This is a genomic window from Thermogutta hypogea, from assembly GCF_055386265.1.
On record NZ_AP042425.1, the window covers coordinates 4,185,962 to 4,202,448 of the forward strand.

At 63.8% G+C, this 16,487-nt stretch carries 15 protein-coding genes; 6 read left to right on the top strand and 9 right to left on the bottom strand.

Features of this window, described 5'->3' with window-relative positions:
* Nucleotides 1-28: 28 nt before the first annotated feature.
* Together ACZ5B4_RS15055 and ACZ5B4_RS15060 are read left to right on the top strand one after the other, a co-directional pair.
* A complete protein-coding gene (locus tag ACZ5B4_RS15055) occupies nt 29-358 on the top strand; it encodes a DUF6793 family protein (RefSeq protein ID WP_464912054.1) in 330 nt (109 codons plus the stop codon).
* 231 nt (nt 359-589) lie between these two features.
* Nucleotides 590-946: a DMT family protein gene (locus ACZ5B4_RS15060; RefSeq protein ID WP_464912055.1), complete on the top strand. Its 357-nt coding sequence runs from the start codon at nt 590-592 to the stop codon at nt 944-946.
* Nucleotides 947-1,150: 204 nt separating this feature from the next.
* On the opposite strand, the gene ACZ5B4_RS15065 is transcribed toward ACZ5B4_RS15060, so the two are convergent.
* On the bottom strand, nt 1,151-2,431 hold the full coding sequence (locus ACZ5B4_RS15065; RefSeq protein ID WP_464912056.1) for a uroporphyrinogen decarboxylase family protein: 1,281 nt from the start codon (nt 2,429-2,431) through the stop codon (nt 1,151-1,153).
* 356 nt (nt 2,432-2,787) lie between these two features.
* The gene (gene ruvB, locus ACZ5B4_RS15070; RefSeq protein ID WP_464912057.1) at nt 2,788-3,816 is read right to left on the bottom strand and encodes a Holliday junction branch migration DNA helicase RuvB; all 1,029 of its coding nucleotides are present in this window, start codon (nt 3,814-3,816) and stop codon (nt 2,788-2,790) included.
* Between the two features lie 477 nt (nt 3,817-4,293).
* Between ruvB and ACZ5B4_RS15075 the strand changes: the two genes are divergently transcribed.
* Nucleotides 4,294-4,566, top strand: coding sequence for a BON domain-containing protein (locus ACZ5B4_RS15075; RefSeq protein WP_464912058.1), 273 nt, complete (start codon nt 4,294-4,296; stop codon nt 4,564-4,566).
* Between the two features lie 125 nt (nt 4,567-4,691).
* A complete protein-coding gene (locus ACZ5B4_RS15080; protein WP_464912059.1) occupies nt 4,692-4,985 on the top strand; it encodes a BON domain-containing protein in 294 nt (97 codons plus the stop codon).
* Nucleotides 4,986-5,126: 141 nt separating this feature from the next.
* Here the strand turns inward: ACZ5B4_RS15080 and ACZ5B4_RS15085 are convergent, their stop codons facing one another.
* From ACZ5B4_RS15085 to ACZ5B4_RS15095, 3 genes are all read right to left on the bottom strand, one after another.
* Nucleotides 5,127-6,050 (bottom strand): aldo/keto reductase, encoded by a 924-nt coding sequence (locus ACZ5B4_RS15085; RefSeq protein ID WP_464912060.1) that lies wholly within the window; start codon nt 6,048-6,050, stop codon nt 5,127-5,129.
* A gap of 359 nt (nt 6,051-6,409) precedes the next feature.
* On the bottom strand, nt 6,410-7,951 hold the full coding sequence (locus tag ACZ5B4_RS15090; protein ID WP_464912061.1) for a sulfatase family protein: 1,542 nt from the start codon (nt 7,949-7,951) through the stop codon (nt 6,410-6,412).
* Between the two features lie 123 nt (nt 7,952-8,074).
* Nucleotides 8,075-10,195, bottom strand: a complete 2,121-nt coding sequence (locus tag ACZ5B4_RS15095; RefSeq protein ID WP_464912062.1) for a right-handed parallel beta-helix repeat-containing protein — start codon at nt 10,193-10,195, stop codon at nt 8,075-8,077.
* 553 nt (nt 10,196-10,748) lie between these two features.
* On the opposite strand from ACZ5B4_RS15095, the gene ACZ5B4_RS15100 reads away from it, so the two are divergent.
* Nucleotides 10,749-11,774 carry a DNA-binding transcriptional response regulator gene (locus ACZ5B4_RS15100; RefSeq protein WP_464912063.1) on the top strand — a complete coding sequence of 342 codons (1,026 nt, stop codon included), beginning with the start codon at nt 10,749-10,751 and terminating at the stop codon, nt 11,772-11,774.
* Nucleotides 11,775-11,823: 49 nt separating this feature from the next.
* On the opposite strand, the gene ACZ5B4_RS15105 is transcribed toward ACZ5B4_RS15100, so the two are convergent.
* From ACZ5B4_RS15105 to ACZ5B4_RS15120, 4 genes are all read right to left on the bottom strand, one after another.
* The gene (locus tag ACZ5B4_RS15105; protein WP_464912064.1) at nt 11,824-12,786 is read right to left on the bottom strand and encodes an FHA domain-containing protein; all 963 of its coding nucleotides are present in this window, start codon (nt 12,784-12,786) and stop codon (nt 11,824-11,826) included.
* 142 nt (nt 12,787-12,928) lie between these two features.
* Nucleotides 12,929-13,360, bottom strand: a complete 432-nt coding sequence (locus tag ACZ5B4_RS15110; RefSeq protein WP_464912065.1) for an arsenate reductase ArsC — start codon at nt 13,358-13,360, stop codon at nt 12,929-12,931.
* A gap of 69 nt (nt 13,361-13,429) precedes the next feature.
* Nucleotides 13,430-14,461, bottom strand: coding sequence for a nucleoside hydrolase (locus ACZ5B4_RS15115; protein ID WP_464912066.1), 1,032 nt, complete (start codon nt 14,459-14,461; stop codon nt 13,430-13,432).
* Nucleotides 14,462-14,966: 505 nt separating this feature from the next.
* On the bottom strand, nt 14,967-15,650 hold the full coding sequence (locus ACZ5B4_RS15120; RefSeq protein WP_464912067.1) for a YqaA family protein: 684 nt from the start codon (nt 15,648-15,650) through the stop codon (nt 14,967-14,969).
* 357 nt (nt 15,651-16,007) lie between these two features.
* On the opposite strand from ACZ5B4_RS15120, the gene ACZ5B4_RS15125 reads away from it, so the two are divergent.
* A complete protein-coding gene (locus tag ACZ5B4_RS15125; protein ID WP_464912068.1) occupies nt 16,008-16,370 on the top strand; it encodes a DNA-directed RNA polymerase subunit alpha C-terminal domain-containing protein in 363 nt (120 codons plus the stop codon).
* Nucleotides 16,371-16,487 lie beyond the last annotated feature (117 nt).

The window sequence follows — 16,487 nt, forward strand, 5'->3', positions numbered from 1 at the left end:
TCCGTTCCGGAGAGAGGTTCTGCCTTCCATGCCGCTTTACGAAATTGAGACCGAGTGCCACATCCTGATTACTTGGGCGGAGAGCGAAGAAGCCGCCCGGGAAGTGGTGCAGGCGAGTTATCCCCGCGAAAAGCTGCTCCGCTTGGCCAAGCGGCCGAGAAATACCTGGGTGATTTCCAAGGCCGCCTTGGGTCTGGGATTGGGCGAGAGGACGGACCCCTGCAACGTCGCCCGCGACTGTTTGGCCCGGGCCGCCGGAGACAAAATCCACGCCATTCGACTATATATGCAAGAGACGGGCGTGGACCTGGAACGGGCGAAAAAGGTCATCGAGTCCAATATGGTGATGGGCTGGTGAAAGCCCTCGCACCTCCTCGCTCCGTCCGCCCCGTTCGCCAACGTTGAAGTGCCGGCTCGGATTGACGCGTTTCCTGGCGGACGCTATTCTTCTCGCCCTTTCCCCACCTTTCCTTGTGTCGCGCTGCGTTCGGGGCGACGAGCCGCCTTCCGGCGAGCGTGGCGCTTGCCGGCGTTGCCCCGTGCAACCGGCAGCGTCATTTGACGTTCAGCGCTTTAGCGAGAAAGCTCTATGTTTTGGCCGCGCGTGTTACCCATCTTATTGCTGATCGGCTCCAATATCTTCATGACGTACGCCTGGTACGGCCATTTGAAGGACCTCAAGCACGCCCCCATCTTCCTGGCGATTCTGGCCAGTTGGGGAATCGCCTTTTTCGAGTACTGCTTGCAGGTGCCGGCGAACCGCATCGGCAGCGGCGTCTATTCGCTCTATCAGTTGAAGGTGATGCAGGAGATCATCACCATGGCCGTCTTCGCGGTCTTCGCCACCACGTACATGCGGCAGAATTTCAGTTGGGATTTTGTGGCGGCAGGCATTTCGCTGACCGCGGCGGCCTTTTTCATGTTCCGGGGACTGACGGCCGGCTGAGGTCGGGCGGCCCGGCAATGCCATATCGCATCGCGGACAAGAACCGCGGGCGCAAGCCCGCAGTGGATGCAGCGCCGAAATGTTCTTTGGCTCGCACGCGCGACCGGCACCTCCACATCAGGCTAACTTCCGAGGCTCACGTCCGACGCTGACGCTCGCGGTTTCCGTCCGCGGGGTTCGGCGAGCAGACGCCGGGTGCGAAAATCAAGCCGCCGGAAACGGCAGGCCGCGGCAGGTATTCACGGATTCGTAGAGCGCCAACAGGTTTTCGACGGGCACACCGGCCTGCACGTTGTGGACCGTATTGAAGACGAATCCCCCGCCCGGCGAAAACGTGCGAATCCGTTCGCGGACCTCCCAGCGGACGTCGTCGGGCGAGCCGAAGGGGAGCGTCTTTTGCGTGTCCACGCCTCCGCCCCAAAACGTCAGCTTATCCCCATACTTGCGTTTCAGAAGGGCGGCATCCATGCCCGCGGCGGAGCACTGGACGGGATTCAAGATGTCGAAGCCTGCCTCCACGAAGTCGTCCAAAAAGGCCGTTACCGAGCCGCAGGAATGGATGAACGTCTTCCAGGGCGTGTTTTCGTGAACCCAATCGTTCACCCGGCGGTGGAAGGGCTTGTACAAGCGACGATAACTGGCCGGACTGATGAACGGCCCCTGTTGCTGCCCGAAATCGGTGCCCGTGATGAACACCGCATCCACGCGGTCGCCCACCGCCTCGTAAACGCGCTCCAGGTTGCGGATGCCGATCTCGCACTGCCGCTCGAACACGGCGTAGACGTAATCGAATCGCGAGGCCGTGCTCATGTACCACTCGGCCACGTCGCGGATGCCCTTGGGGTGTTTGAGGAAGGGGGCGGGCACCAGCGCGATGTCTCCGAAGGCCGTCCCCCCGAAGTTGGCCAAGACGGCCCGATCGCCGTCCCGACGCAAACGCTCCGCCTCGCAGGCCAACCATTGCAATTCGTCATCCGCGATGGGCGTGAATTCCTCCAGGTTGTCGTCGGGGTTCAATTGGTCGTCATCGATCGGCTCTTGGCGGACGATCGTGTCGAAGTAGAAGCCGTTCTCCGGCATGCGGCCGCTGGGCGGAGCCGAGCGGTCGCCCTCGGGATACATCAAGATGTCGCCGTTCGGCTCGGGGTCGGTATTGAAGTCGCCGGGTACCAAGACCGGCGTGCCGTCCCACAATTGCCACGATCTCCAGTCCTTGTTTTCGTAGCCGAACATGTTCTTGCGGCGGCCCAACGGGACGACGTCGACGCCCAAGGCGCGGATCAGGCGGTCATCGATCTCGCCCAGCATTTGATAAGGCTCGACGACCTTGACGGGCGTGCCCGGCGCGTCCAAGCCCAGGGCCTGGCGCAGCAGATACACGCTGCTGACGTGCATCCCCGTGACCGGGCTGCCTCCCAGATCCAGGGGCACGTAATCCGGCTCTTCATGCCGCAGCGCGGCCTGCACCCGCTGACGCGAAGACATGGCCATCGATCATCCCCTCCGAGCATCCGCCTTCGAATGAAGGTTTCGGCAAAACGGTCCGACGGCAGCCGCGCGGCGGATACAAACCGCCGCTCCTATAGCGGCCTGATCAGACATTCCCCTCCCGCATTAGGACGATATTGTAGGCTACCGTTTGCTTCCTTCGCAACGCGGCGAGCACCCCAAGCCGCCGGTGTAAGCAGCCGGCTAAGCCGGCGGCGGATGCAATGCGGAAAACGTTCTCCGCGTTGCAGGCATCGGCCGCGCCGGCACCTCGGACTTACGTCCGGGGCTGCCGTACCACGCTGAGACCGAAGGTCACGCAAGCGTGCTTCGTTGCGTCAGGCGACCGCCCATCATTCGAAGAGCGTGGGCTGCTCGTCGCCGGGCGCGGTGACGGGCGGCAAACCCAGGTGTTCGTACGCCTTGGCCGTCATCCGTCGGCCGCGGGGCGTGCGGACGATCAATTCCGAGCGGAGGAGAAAAGGCTCGACCTCATCGACCAGGGTATCGGCGGGGATGTTCATGGTGTGCGCCAAGGCCTCGACGCCCACCGGCCCGCCGCCGAATACCCGCGCCATGGTCTCCAAATAGCGGCGGTCTTGCCGATCCAGGCCCAGGTGGTCTACCTTTTGCATGGCGAGGGCATCCTCGGCCACCTTGCGAGACACCTTGCCCGCCGCTTTGGCGGTGGCGAAATCGCGAATCCAGCGGAGGCGATTGTTGGCGATACGGGGCGTTCCGCGACTCCGCCCGGCGATCAATTCGGCGGCCTCGTCGGTGACCTCGATTTGCAGCTTGACCGCGTTGCGGCGGACGATCTCCGCCAGCTCCGGGACGGAATAGAACTCCAAATGTTCCCGCATGTGAAAGCGGTCTCGCAACGGGGCCGAAATCAACCCCGTCCGCGTCGTCGCGCCGATCAGGGTGAAGGGCTTGAGCCGCAGGTTCAGCGTCCGCGCGTTCACCCCTTCCCCCAACGTGATGTCGATGCGAAAGTCCTCCATCGCAGGATAAAGGAACTCCTCCACCGATTTGTGCATGCGATGGATTTCATCCACGAAGAGGACCGATCGCTCCTCGGCGTTGGTGAGATAGGGTATCAAATCCTTCGGGGCCTTGAGGGTGGCGCCGCTGGCGATTTGGACGGCCACCCCGAGGTGGCGGGGAATGCACATCGCGAAGGTGGTCTTGCCCAGACCGGGCGGGCCGTCAAAAAGGATATGCCCCAGCGGTTCCCGCCGTACCAACGCGGCGTCGATGGCGATCTTGAGCCGCGCGTACACCTCGCGCTGCCCGACCATCTCTTCCATCCGCTGCGGGCGGAGGTCGTGATCGTCGTCAGGAGCGGCGACGGGCGGTCGAAGGAGTGGTTCGCGTGCCATGATGACGGGATGAGGCGATGGTCCCGACCCATACCGGATGGATAATTTCGCCGCGCGCCGGCGCGGCCTCGGCCGACGGAACGAGGACCGGGCGGCCCCCGGCCGTCACGTCTTGCCCCATCCGCGGCGCTTTTCATTATCGGTAGTATATCCGAACGGCGAGATCGAGCGAAGGCGGAAAGCCGCGGGGCTGCGGAGGTCACCGGCGGATCACCGTCGGCTGAGCGACGACTGCGCCGGCTGACCGAGAGACTCACCGCGATCGGTCCCGCCGAGTCGATTCTAGGGTTGACTTCCCCCGTTCCGCCGTTATAAATAGTATTGGTCGCCTGAGAAACGAGTTCTCGCGGCCGGATTTCAACTCTGACTACATGATTTCCGATCGGCACGCCATCGCTCACCACGGCTCTGCTCATCTTTGGCCGCGCGTGCTGAATCGAAAATCGAGAATTGGGGCATAAGGCAAGGATGACAGCGATGGTCGTCGAGGTTCAAGGGGTGTCGCCGGATACGGCGCTGCGGTTGCGTCGGGCATTAGCCGAGAGTCCGGTGTACGAGCTTCGCGACATCTCGGCTGCCGTTGAAGATGGCAAAGTGGTCCTTTTGGGCACGGTTTCCAGTTTCTATCACAAACAACTGGCACAAGAGGCGGTGCGAGCCATCGCGGGCCCGGGGAATTACGAAATCGTGAACCGCATTGTGGTCCGCGGTCCCGGTTCGACCGCCGCAGTCTCGGTCGCGGCGGATTAGTCGCTCTCCAAGAGGGATGGAGGGCGTTTCGATTACGGGGAGGTGAAGGACGGGAGAAAGGGATTTCTCTCCAAAGCCGACGGGCGGCGGATGAAGGACCCGTAGGGCCGCCCAGGGAGGGAGCCATGGCTTTCTTGCCGTACGACCAGGATGTCGTGATCCAGTTGCGAGGCGTGCGGGAATTCCCCCTCGCCCCGGCCGTCGCCGAAGGTGATCGTCTGGCGGCCAAGATCGAACGGGCCGTCGAAGAGGCCACCGCGGGCGGAATCCAAGACCTCCAAGTCCTGGTCCAGGCCGACGGTGTGATCCTCACCGGCCGCTGTCCGACGTATCACCTGAAACAAAAGGCCCAGCACGCCGCCTTGAAATTCGTCTCCGGGAACTTGGAGAATGAAATCGAGGTCGCGTGGCGCCGCTGAGCCGAGACGGCGACTCGGGCGTGCCGTCAAAGCCGAGAGGCTGTTGTCTCTCGCCGGGGGTGAATGTACAAACCATCAACGCCGCGAGCACCGGTGATCGCGTACAGGTTCACCCGCACGGCATCTTGCGAAAACCCGCCGCTAAGCCGCTACGGTCCGCTCTTCCAAAACGGCCGCCACGCGAGACTTGAACTCGTCCATCTCCGATTCCAACTCGAAGCCCACGATCATCACGTCCACGCAGCCGGAACCCATCACGAATCGCAGGGCCTTCTCTCGCAGCTCGGGGTCTTTGCTGAAGGCTCCCTCGCCGACGACCTTCATGGCGATCACGCCTTTTCCCGCGTCGTGAATCCGTTTCAGAATGGGCTGCACGACCTCGGGGCGGTCGTCCATCTTGGTGCCCAGGTGATTGAACCGGGCGTGGACCACCTCCACCCAATCGGACTCGGCGGCGGCTTCGAGGGCGGCCACGGAATGGCACGATACCCCGTGCGCGCGAATCAAGCCCTTCTCTTTCAGTTCCTCCAACTGATCCATTTGCCGCCGCATGGCGGAGGTCCAATCGCGGGCGGTCATGCAGTGAATCTGCACCAGATCGATATAGTCCGTTCCCAGCTCCTTTAAGAAACGCCGCACGGCGTCGCCGGCATCCTGGCGTTCCGGTTCCGGCAATCCCCCGGGAAGGAACCAGACCTTGGAGATCAGGGCGTAGCTGTCACGGGGCTTATCGCGCAGGACCTTGCCCACGTAGCCGTGGCTGCCGTAGAGATCGGCGTTGTCGAACAGGCGGATGCCGGAATCGTAGGCATAACGAACAATCCGTTCGGCGTGATCCAGACCCCGCCGCGTGAGGTTCGACTGGCGATTGTACGATTTGACGCCGAAGCCGATCCCGATCCGCGGGACGGTGAGCGATTTGCCGAGCGGTACCCAAGCCGTGGGGTCGCGGGAAACGGGGGCCTCGGCCGCCGCGGTCGAGTGTGCCGCCATTCCGCCGCCCAACAGCACGCCCGCTGAGCCGGCGACCGCCTCATTCAGAAACTCGCGACGATCAACACGCATCGCATTCGGCTCCTTGTCGATGTCTCATTCTCTTGCCTGATCCCACCGCAACCGCAGGCTCGACGGCCGTCATAACCTCGGGAGAATCACCCGAGGCAAACGACGGGGCGACGCATGCGATGGCGAGGGTCCCGCCGGCCGGCGCCGACGGCTCATGCCGAATTGTATACAGGCCGTCCGCAGAGGCTACCCGTTGACGCCGCCGTCTGCGCATGCACCATGGAAAACGCTTCGGCGCCGCCCTTGCCACCGGCCTACGCCGACGGAGGAGGCGATGTCACAACGCGGTCCGGAAAACGCGATCGGCGTGCGCCCGCGGCAATGCGAGCGCGATCGAACTCGGGGGACGCCGCGAAACGTCACCGCGAGGCCTGCGTTACGGGCACGCCGCGGATGGTGTCGTCGTCCTTGTACAGCGTTTTCAACCGCTGCAACTCGGCCTTCAGTTCCGCCGTGATGGAGGCGTAGGCCGGATCGCCGTACACGTTTCGCACTTCGTGCGGATCCTGGGCCAGATCGTACAATTCCCACTCGTCGATTTCGTGGAAATAGATCAGCTTGTAGCGATCGGTCCGCACGCCGTAATGCTTGTGGACCATGTGCACGGCCGGATACTCGTAATAGCGATAGTACATGGACTTGCGCCAATCGGGAACATCCCGGCCTTCCAGCAGGGGCTTCAGGCTTCGACCCTGCATGTCGTCGGGAACGGCGGCGCCGGCGATTTCCAGGAACGTCTCGGGGAAATCGAGATTCATGACCAGGTTTTCGCAAACGCTGCCCGGCTTGACGTGCCCGGGCCAACGCACCAGCAGGGGCGTGCGGAACGACTCCTCGTACATGAAACGCTTGTCGAACCAGCCGTGCTCGCCCAGATAGAACCCTTGATCGGAGGTGTAGATGACGACGGTGTTCTCGGCCAATCCGGATTCGTCGAGGTAGTCGAGGACCCGGCCGACGTTGCGATCCACACCCGCCACGCAGCGGAGGTAGTCCTTCAGATAGCGCTGGTATTTCCAGCGGACCAGTTCGTCGCCCTGAAGATTCGCCTCCTCGAAGGCCTTGTTCTCGTCGGCGTAGGCGTTGTAGAAGCGTTCGGCCTGCTCCGGCGTGAATTTCTCGTTTTGCGGCACGAGTTTGAGATCGTGCGGGGTGAGGTGCTTGGCGACGGTCATTTCCTGCTCGCGCGCGGCGCGGCCGCGGGTCGCGTAATCGTCGAACAAAGTGGCCGGTTCCGGAATCGTCACGTCCTTGAAGAGGTCCAATTCCTGCGGCCCGGGGCACCAATTCCGATGCGGGGCCTTGTGGTGATACATCAAAAAGAACGGCCGACTCTTATCGCGACCGTTCTTCAAGAACTCGAGAGCCAAATCGGTGATGATGTCCGTGGTGTAACCCTCGTGCGCGACGCGCCCTTGCGGCGTCTTCATGGGCGGGTTGTAGTACGGCCCTTGCCCGAACAGAATCTCCCAGTGATCGAAGCCGGTGGGATCCGTCTCCAAGTGCCATTTGCCGATGACCGCCGTTTGATAGCCGGCCTGTTGCAACAGCTTGCTCACCGTCTGTTGGCTGCCGTCGAAGCGGTCGCCGTTCCGCGCGAATCCGTTGAGATGGGTGTATTTTCCGGTCAGAATCACGGCCCGGCTGGGACCGCAGATGGAGTTCGTCACGAAGCAATTGCGGAAAAGCATCCCCTCGCGCGCCAGGCGGTCGATATTGGGGGTCTGATTCAGGCCGTAGCCGTACGCGCTGACGGCTTGATAAGCGTGATCGTCCGACATGATGAAGAGGATGTTGGGACGAGACGGGGACGCAGACTCCGCCGGCGCGCTCGCCCCCGCGGCGACCGCCCAACCGGCCAGGGCCGACACGGCCCAAAGCATGACCTGCCAACGAGACATCGTAAAGCCTCCCTTGAAAACCTCATGGAAATCGCCGCCGTAACGATCCCGACGTTGCGGCGGATATCGGTCCCATACGGCGCCGTCGATTTCGGCCGCCTCAGCGGCGGGACGCCCGTGCCGTCACTCGCCCTTATGAATGCCGGGCGGGACCGGCGGCAAATCGGTCGTCAGCTTCGCCGGCGTGGTTCTGCCCGCCTCGTTCGGGTCGAAGTCTTGAAAGCCTAGGGAAAACGCCGGCGAGTCGGGTTGCAAACGCCAATCACCCTCGGCCGGGTTGCGGAACTTGGGATCGGCGATCACGGAATGCAGATCCTGCTGCCGTTGTTCGCGCCACTGTTCCAGCGTCAAGTCGCCCGGAAACACCACCGGCTTGCCCGCATGCCAGTACACATTGTAGTCCATGCGAAAGTTGTTGTCTTTCCAGTTGCTGCCCAACAGCGGGCTGTCGTTTTCCCAAAACACCACGTTGCGCTCGAAGAAGAACGAGATGTGCTCCTCGGTGCGGGTCCGCTGAATCTGGTGTTCGAGGGAATTGACGAGGATGTTATTGTGGATGCGGTTTTCCCGGCCGTAATGCTGATGAAAACTTCCCGTCTTGGTGTCATAGACCAGATTGTAGGCCATCTCGATGTTCGTGGAGCCTTCGTCGGTGTAAAGCCCCCAGCCGCCGTACGAGAAGGCGTGCACGTCGTGGATCTTATTATGGTTGACGGTGGTGCCGGGAGAGACGCCCAAGGTGTAGACGCCGCCCATGTCCGAAAGCACGCGCTGCCCGATGTTGTAGATATGGTTGTAATCGACGCGGTTGTGATGGGCCTTGCTTTCGGCGTAGCCCCAGGTCCAGCCCACCGACACGCCGGTGTAATAGAAGTCGTAGATGTCGTTATGCTCGACGACATTGAAGGGTGAATGCCCGATCCAGACGCCGACGGAGGCGGGATGCAGGCGTCCGCCGTGGGCGATGGTGCAATTGCGAACGGTGATGTGCGACGTGGCGGCGTCTTCGCCGGTGGGCGCGCGGCTAGCGTCGTTCCAACTCCCCGCTCCGGCGTGGCCGATTTTCACACCGCCGCCGCCCAAGTCCGCCAATTCGCAGTTCTCCACGCGGCAATCGCGGCACCCTTCGCCGAAGGCCGCCGCGTATCCCCCGGTGTGAATGACTGCGCAGCCGTGCAGCACGATGTTGCGCGCGGAGAAGAGCGTCACGGCGGCGTTCAGTCCGATATCCGCCTGGGGGAAGGCCTGGCCTTTGTCGGGGCAAACCCAATTGGTATGGGCCAAGGTCAGGCCGCGGAAGTGGATGTGCTGCGCCCATTGCCGGGTATCGCCGCGGCCCACCACCGCCAGCAGCGTTTCCAAGCGAGGAGCGATGACCTGGGCGGACTCCGGCGTCTCGCCCGGCTTCGGATGATAGATCAACTCGCCCGACTTGCGGTCCAGGTAAAATTCGCCGGGAGAAAGCGCCTCCTTGACGTTCACGGCGAACCAGCGATGGCCGGTCGGCATGGATGCCCAATACGTGTTGAAGCCCGTCCCCCAACGGAACAGCACCGTATGATCGGCCGGGTTGATGGATTCGATCCGCAAGCGCGAGGCCGACCACTGGTGGAATACGATGACTTCCACGTCGTCGAGGTTATGCCAGCGAGGGTTCAGCTCCTCCCCGGAAAAGCGGAAGCGATCGTGGCCGCGACCGGCTTCCTCGGTCGAGGGCGGGAGTTGCTCCGCCACCTGGTAGAAGCCCGTCTTGGGCAGCCGCGGCCGAAAGCGCCGCTGTCCGTTGACGAAGAGCTGGGCGAAGTTCCAAGAGCCGTTTTTCACGTCGTCCAACGCGACGTGCCAACGCCCCTGCTCGTCCACTTGCCAGCCGGTGATGACTCGACCGCCCGACAGGACGGGCCTTTCGTCGCCGTAGGCTTGATAGACGACGGGCGCGTTTTCGCTGCCCGCGTCCTCCGCGCCGAACACCAGCGTCTCGTCCAAGGGATGGAATCCGCCGCGGATGGCGACGGTGACGGCGGCGTCGGGCCGCTGCTTTTTCCATTCCCGTGCCGCTTGTTGTGCCCGCGCCACGGTGGCGAACGGACCGTCCGTGCGGTCGGCGTTGGGTGCCGCCAATTTGCCGGACCAGGCATCGTTGCCGTCGACGGCCACGAAGAAGTCCTCGGCCGAAACGTACGGTCGGGCCGCCCAGCCAAGGAGGCCCGCGATGAACAGTGCGAGAACGGGTCGCTTCAACATGGTTCACCTCGCAATCGGAAGGCCGACATCATGGGCGGGACGCGGCAGCGTAACGGAACCACCGGGGGCGTGATCGACTCTTCGAACACCCGGCGACCCATTGTAATGGCCGCCCGAGCCGAAAACCAGCGTTGCACATCTGCGGTGCGGCAAAGCCACCGCCGGCTTACTCCGGCGGCTTATGTGCGTTGCGCCGCAGTCACCACCAGCTTACGCTGGTGGCCCATTTGCGTTGCGCCGTAGTCACCACCAGCTTACGCCGGTGGCTCATGTGCATTGCGCGCGGTCACCACCAGCTTACGCCGGCGGCTCATGTGCATTGCGCCGTGGCTACCGCCGGGTTACGCCGGCGGCTGACGGCGGCCGGTGCCGGCGACTGCAAAGCGTGTTGTGGAGCGTCGCCGCGGTTTGCGTCCACGTGTCGGCAAGCACGGAAGACCTCATCGAAATCTCTCTTGATTCCCTTTCCAGAACCTCGCTATAGTCCCGCCTTCAAGGCGAAGTAGGCCGAGAGCGTAGCACGTTGCGACTTCATTCCGGAAACCCAAGAATCATGCCGCCGGTCGGAAAACGCCTCAATCCGACGCGATACGACCCCCTTTGGCAGGGATTGCCCGCCCATCTGCGCGTGCTGTACGTTTGCGATCGTCAGCGGACCGGCGGGTGGTTGGCCGACGCCTTCTCCGCCGACGCCGCCGTGGAAGTCGACTTGCACGAATCGGTGGGGGCCTTGGCAGGGCTGGCCCGCCTCCGGGACGAGCTGTTCGACGTCGTCTTGGTAACGCACGAGCCGGGCGAACTCGACGCCTTGGAATTGGTGGAAGGGTGCCGGGCGGCCGGCGCGGACGAACCGCTGATCGTCCTCGGTCATCAAAGCGAGCAAGAGATGGCCGTCCTCTGTTACGAGGCGGGGGCCGACGGCTACGTTTGCGTCAACACGGGGACCACGCGGGGCCTGGTCTGGCTGGCCGCCAAGGCCCTCCAGCGGTGCCAATTAATGCGGCAGAACCGCCGCCTCTTGCAGGCCGAGAAACAGCGACTCCGCCGCGAACAGGAGGAGGCCGAACGCCTCCTCCGCCAACAGCGATCGCTGATCGGCGATTTGGAACGGCTCCGCGCGGCCGACCAAGCGACCGAGCTGCCGGATTTAGAATCGGGCGAGACCCCGGCGGAGCGGCCGACCGATGCAATCGGCTGCGACATCATTCCCCCCCCGCCCGACCTGCCGCAAACGCTGATCAGCCACTATCGCGAACTGCTGCGGGCCTATGTGATCATGGGGACGGGCAATCTGGCGGCCGAGCTGCGGCCTCTGGCCGAGGTCCTGGCGACCGCCGCCGTCTCGCCGCGAGAGGTCATGCAGCTCCACGTTCACGTCGCCGCCGAATTAATCCACGGCCTGGGATCGCGGAGCAGCCGGCACGTCATCACGCGGGCGGACCTGCTGGTCGTGGAAATCATGATCCACATGGCCGACGCCTATCGGGCACGGTACCGAGAATCGTGTCGCCCGCCCGTCCAGCTTCTCTTGCCGGGCATGGAGGACTTCGTCGCGGCCTCAGCGGCCTCAACGGAATGAACGGCCCTCCCCGGGCGGACCGCGGGGAGGTCGGGCGGAGAACGCGGCGTCAGCGCTTGCCGAACGGCCACCAACCACCGTGCGTGCGGCCCCCCGGCCGAGGCTTCGCGGAACGCGCATCCAGGATGGGCGACGATTCGAAGGACGGATGCGAGGGGAGGTCCTCGGCCGCGATCACCCGATCCGGCAGATGGAGCGCGAATTCGTCGCCGCCTCTCCGACGCGGCGGACTTGCGAGGTCCTCTCCCCTCGCAGGCTCCGGCAACGGTTCCACTGCGGCGGTCCGCTTGATCGGCGTGAAAGGGGCGGGGGAATCGGCCCACGCATCCCCGCGCGGCGACGGCGGAGTGTCCTTAGTCGCTTGTTCCTCGGGCGGGGCGTCGGCGACCGCTTCCGGCTCCTGGGAAGGCTCCGGCTCCGCGAGAGGCGACGGGAAAGACTCCGGCGGGGGCAGATCGCCGAACAGTCCTTGGACCGGCGGCTCCACTTTGCCGGTGTCGGCGTGCGGCTCCGCGGCTTGCGGTTCGCATTCCGCAGGCACGGTAGACACGCGCGATTCGGGCGACTCGAACGGCTGCGGCTCGGTACCCAACTTGTCGCCGACCGCGCCGCCCGCCCGCGGCGGCGGAGAAAATCCCCGCGTATCCGAGTCGGCCACGACCAGATCCGATTGCGGGTCGCGGGACGGCTCGGCCCGGCCCGGGACGGCATCGCCCGGCAATCCGCTGACGAAATCCACTTGAAACGTCAGCGGGCCGATCGCCAACGTGTCGCCGGCGTGAAGCTCGCTCTCCTTGACCGGCAACGACCCAAGGTACGTCCCGTTCAGGGAGCCGAGGTCGCGGACCATGATCCGACCATCCCGCTTGAACAACTCGCAGTGGCGACGGCTGATCATCGGGTGGATGACGGTCAAGTCGGCTTCGCGGCTGCGGCCGATCACGGCGGGGATGGAGAGGTCCACCACGTCGCGGTTGGCCTTGCCGCGAATCACTTTGAGGCGAACGAGCATCGGCGGGCTTCTCACGGAAAGGAGGGCACGAGTCGGGTAATCGCTGCGACAGCGCCGACCCTTCCATTTTAGTCGCCAAGCACCGACCGAACAACGGCGGCTCGTTCCATCGCCTGCGCGCCCGCCGGCTCGCCCGGACACGCTACGCCGGGGGCGCCGACTCCGACTGTAAGAACGCCCGAATCCGCTCGCGGATGGCATCCCGTACGGCGCGGAAGACCGCGAGTTTTTCTTCTTCCGAGCCTTCGGCCTCGGCCGGGTCCGGAAACGGCCAGTGCGCGAGCTGCTTGGCCCCGGGAAATACCGGGCACGACTCCCGCGCGTTGTCGCAGACGGTGACCACCAGATCGAACGGGCGATCGCGGAATTCGTCCAGGTGTTTGCTGCGATTCCGAGACAGATCCAGCCCCAATTCGGCCAAGACTTGGATCGCCAAGGGGTGGACGTAACCCGCCGGGCGCGAACCTGCCGATACCGCTTGCCACGCGCCGCCCGCCAAATCATTCCACAAGGCCTCGGCCATTTGCGACCGGCACGAGTTGCCGGTACAGAGGATGAGTACGTTTTTGGCCATGATTTGTCGATTCGTCCTAATCGCTAGCGATTTCCGGCAGCTCCGTCACGGCGACTCCGATCGCCGCGGTCAGCCGGTCAAACGCTTCACGAGGTGATCCTCGTAGGCGCCGAGGTCCTTCCAGCGCACAGCGGCCCGGACGACGCGACCGGCCGGGTCGATCTTGGTAAAGCCGTCGTCGGTGACCGTGCAGGGGACGGCCTCCATTTCCGTGAGGTCCTCGGAGTAAGCCAGGTACACTGCCACCGTGTCGAAAAGGACGCTGCTGGCGGTGGGCGGCGGCAATTGCCGCTTTTCGCCGGCCTCGCGCCAGTGCTGGTAATTCTCCATCAAGGCACGGATCAGCGGATCGGGGCATTCGTGAACACGGCCGAACTTGTCGCCTTGCAACCTGACCAAGCCGCAGGTATCCAGCGGCGTGAGCGTGATCTCCCACGGTGCGCGAAAGACCGCTTGGAGGGCGGCGGGGGCCTGTCGGACGTTATACTCCGGCGAGATTTGCTCGCTTCCTCCGTAGCCTTTGTAGATGCTGCCGTGCATGCCGACGAACCGCGCGTTCTGCGCGATGTCCGGCGCCCGCTTCAAGGCCTCCGCGATGTTCGGAACCGGACCGATGCAGATCAGCGTGACGGGTTCGGCGCTTCCGCGGATCGTATCGATGATGGCCTGGACGCCATCCTCGTGGACCTTGCCGGGATAGCTCGCCAAGTCGTAGTCTTGAACCCAAGCGGTTTGCCGCGCCGGGCGGTCTTCGGGCCGCAGGCCGATACCCACCGGAATATCGGTCCGGCCCGCCGTTTGCAGCAGCTTGGCGATCAGTTTCGCTCGATAGATCGCGTTGTACTCGTCGCCCACCACGAGGCGCAGGTCCAGTTCCGGCGACTTGAGGAGCATGCACAAGGCCCAAGTGTCGTCGATGTCGTCCCCGATGTCGGTATCGAGGATGACGGGGAGCTTCTTGCCGGAAGCGATCGCCTGAAGGGCCTGGGCGGCGGTAAAGGTCGGCTTTTGCTCCTCCATCGACCATGCGCGACCGGCGCCGTAAAGAAGCCCGGCGGCCGTACCGAATACGAAATCGCGACGCATGAGATTCGAGTTCATGACGCAGATTCTCCTCGTGATGCAATTCTCTTCCAGGTTGCCGCAAGCGGTTTGTCTTGGGGAAAACCCGGACGGCCGACTTGCCGAGCCGCGCGGCGGAATGAAGGTGTCGAAAACCGGCGGTCACCGGGCGTAGAAAAAGTATGATTGATCCGGACGGCCGAAGCAAGCCGTGCGGGAGTCCCGCGCCGCCGGGTGGACGCCATGAGACGATCTCAACATAACCACATGCCACGACAAGCCGCCGGCACAAGCCCGTGGTGAAAGGCCGTCACGGTAAGATGAGCCGGCGGCGTCAGCCCACAGTGGAACCACAGCCGATACGTTTTCCATTCAGCACGTCGATCGGCGTTCTCCGCTTCGGGCCGATGCTCGAGGCTCGCCCCTGGGAAAGCGCGGTGCGCCGGCGGGCTGCTCTGCGTCACGGCCGAGATCAACCCCAAAAGGCCGAGATCAACCCAAAAAGCCGTTGGCGAAACGGCTCGGCCCGAGGTTTTCCGGAAGATTACAGGAGGATCTTGATCACGACGAAGCCGAGGATCAGCAGGGCGGCGAAGGCGAGGGCCGCCCAGTCGAAGTACTTTTCGATCAGCGACTTGACGCCCGGTCCAAGGAAATACAGGAATGCCGCCACGAGAAAGAATCGCCCGAATCGCCCCAAGATGGAGCCGGCGATCAGGACTCCCAGCCCGACGTGTTGGGAAAAGACGCCCGCCGCGATGGTGAAGACCTTGTACGGGATCGGCGTGAAGCCCGCACAGACGATGGTCCAAAAGGCGTTCTGTTCGTACAGTCGGCCGACGTAGTCGATGTTGGCTTGGGTCAAACCGGGGATGACGGACATCAGGAAGGCGCCGGCCGCGGCCCAAAAGGCAAGCCCGATGATATACCCCAAGATTCCGCCCAGGACGGAACCGACACCGCTGACCGCCGCATAGTAGAACGACCGCCGCGGCTTGGAGACGGAGAGGGCGATTTGCAGGACGTCGGGCGGGATGGGAAAGAAGGAGCTTTCGGCGAACGCGATCACAAACAGAGCGGGCGTGCCATAGGGCGTGTCCGCCCAATGCAGGACCCAATCGTACAACCGACGCAATAGGCCGCGGTGCGGCCGCGAAGGGGGATCGGGCGGCGCCTCGCGGGCCGCCTCAACCGTCGGGATCTCTTCGTAAGGTTCGATCGTGGTCATGCTACGGATAGCAGGCAAAAGCGATCGCCGCCGGTGCTCGCGAAAGGTCCCACGAGGGACCGCTCTGCGAAACGGACCGGCCGAATCGCCCCCTGGGATACGGCTTCGCGTTGGGGACGGATAGCTTAGTATAGCACGGCGGGGGCATTTTCCGCCTTCGGCTTCGGCTTCTCGGCGAACGGTGACCACCCCGGACGGGTGGTGAGGCAATTTTTCCCGATCGGTAAAATTGGTATAACTAGCTTCATTGAAGCGATTGGGGGCCTGCCGACGCCGCACCGCCGCGGCTGCTCCGCGGAACCGAGGGTCGGTCTTGCCCGGGGTCATGAGGTCCGTACCATCCAAGGAGGGTCCGCGATGGGATCGCGCGTGCCGATTAGTGAGGAAGTGGCCTACCAGGAGGAGCTGAAGCGGAAATTGGAGCTGAGCGTGGCGGAGATCGGGCTGCCCGTCCGCACCACGAATTGCCTCGAGGAGCGGGGCATTTTTACGGTGGCCCAATTGGTCGCCTCGCGCCCCGAAGACCTCTTGAAAATCGCCAATTTCGGCGAAAAGACGTTGGAAGAGGTTTACCTGGCGTTGGAGCGTCTGGGATTCTATCGGCGGAGTCGCTTGACGCGGTTGGGAGTTCGCGGCCGGCCCGCCCCCTTCGCGCCGGAGCTGCGAAAAGACGACGAGCCGATCATTTTGCAATTCCGCATGACGATGGAGCAGGAATAGACGCGGCCTTCGATCGAGCCTCGGCCGAGGCGATCCGTGTTCGCGCGTGGGGCGCGGCCGCGGCGGCGCGGTCGGCGGGGGAATCCGGCCGCGGCGGAGGGGCTCGCGAAGCGCGCT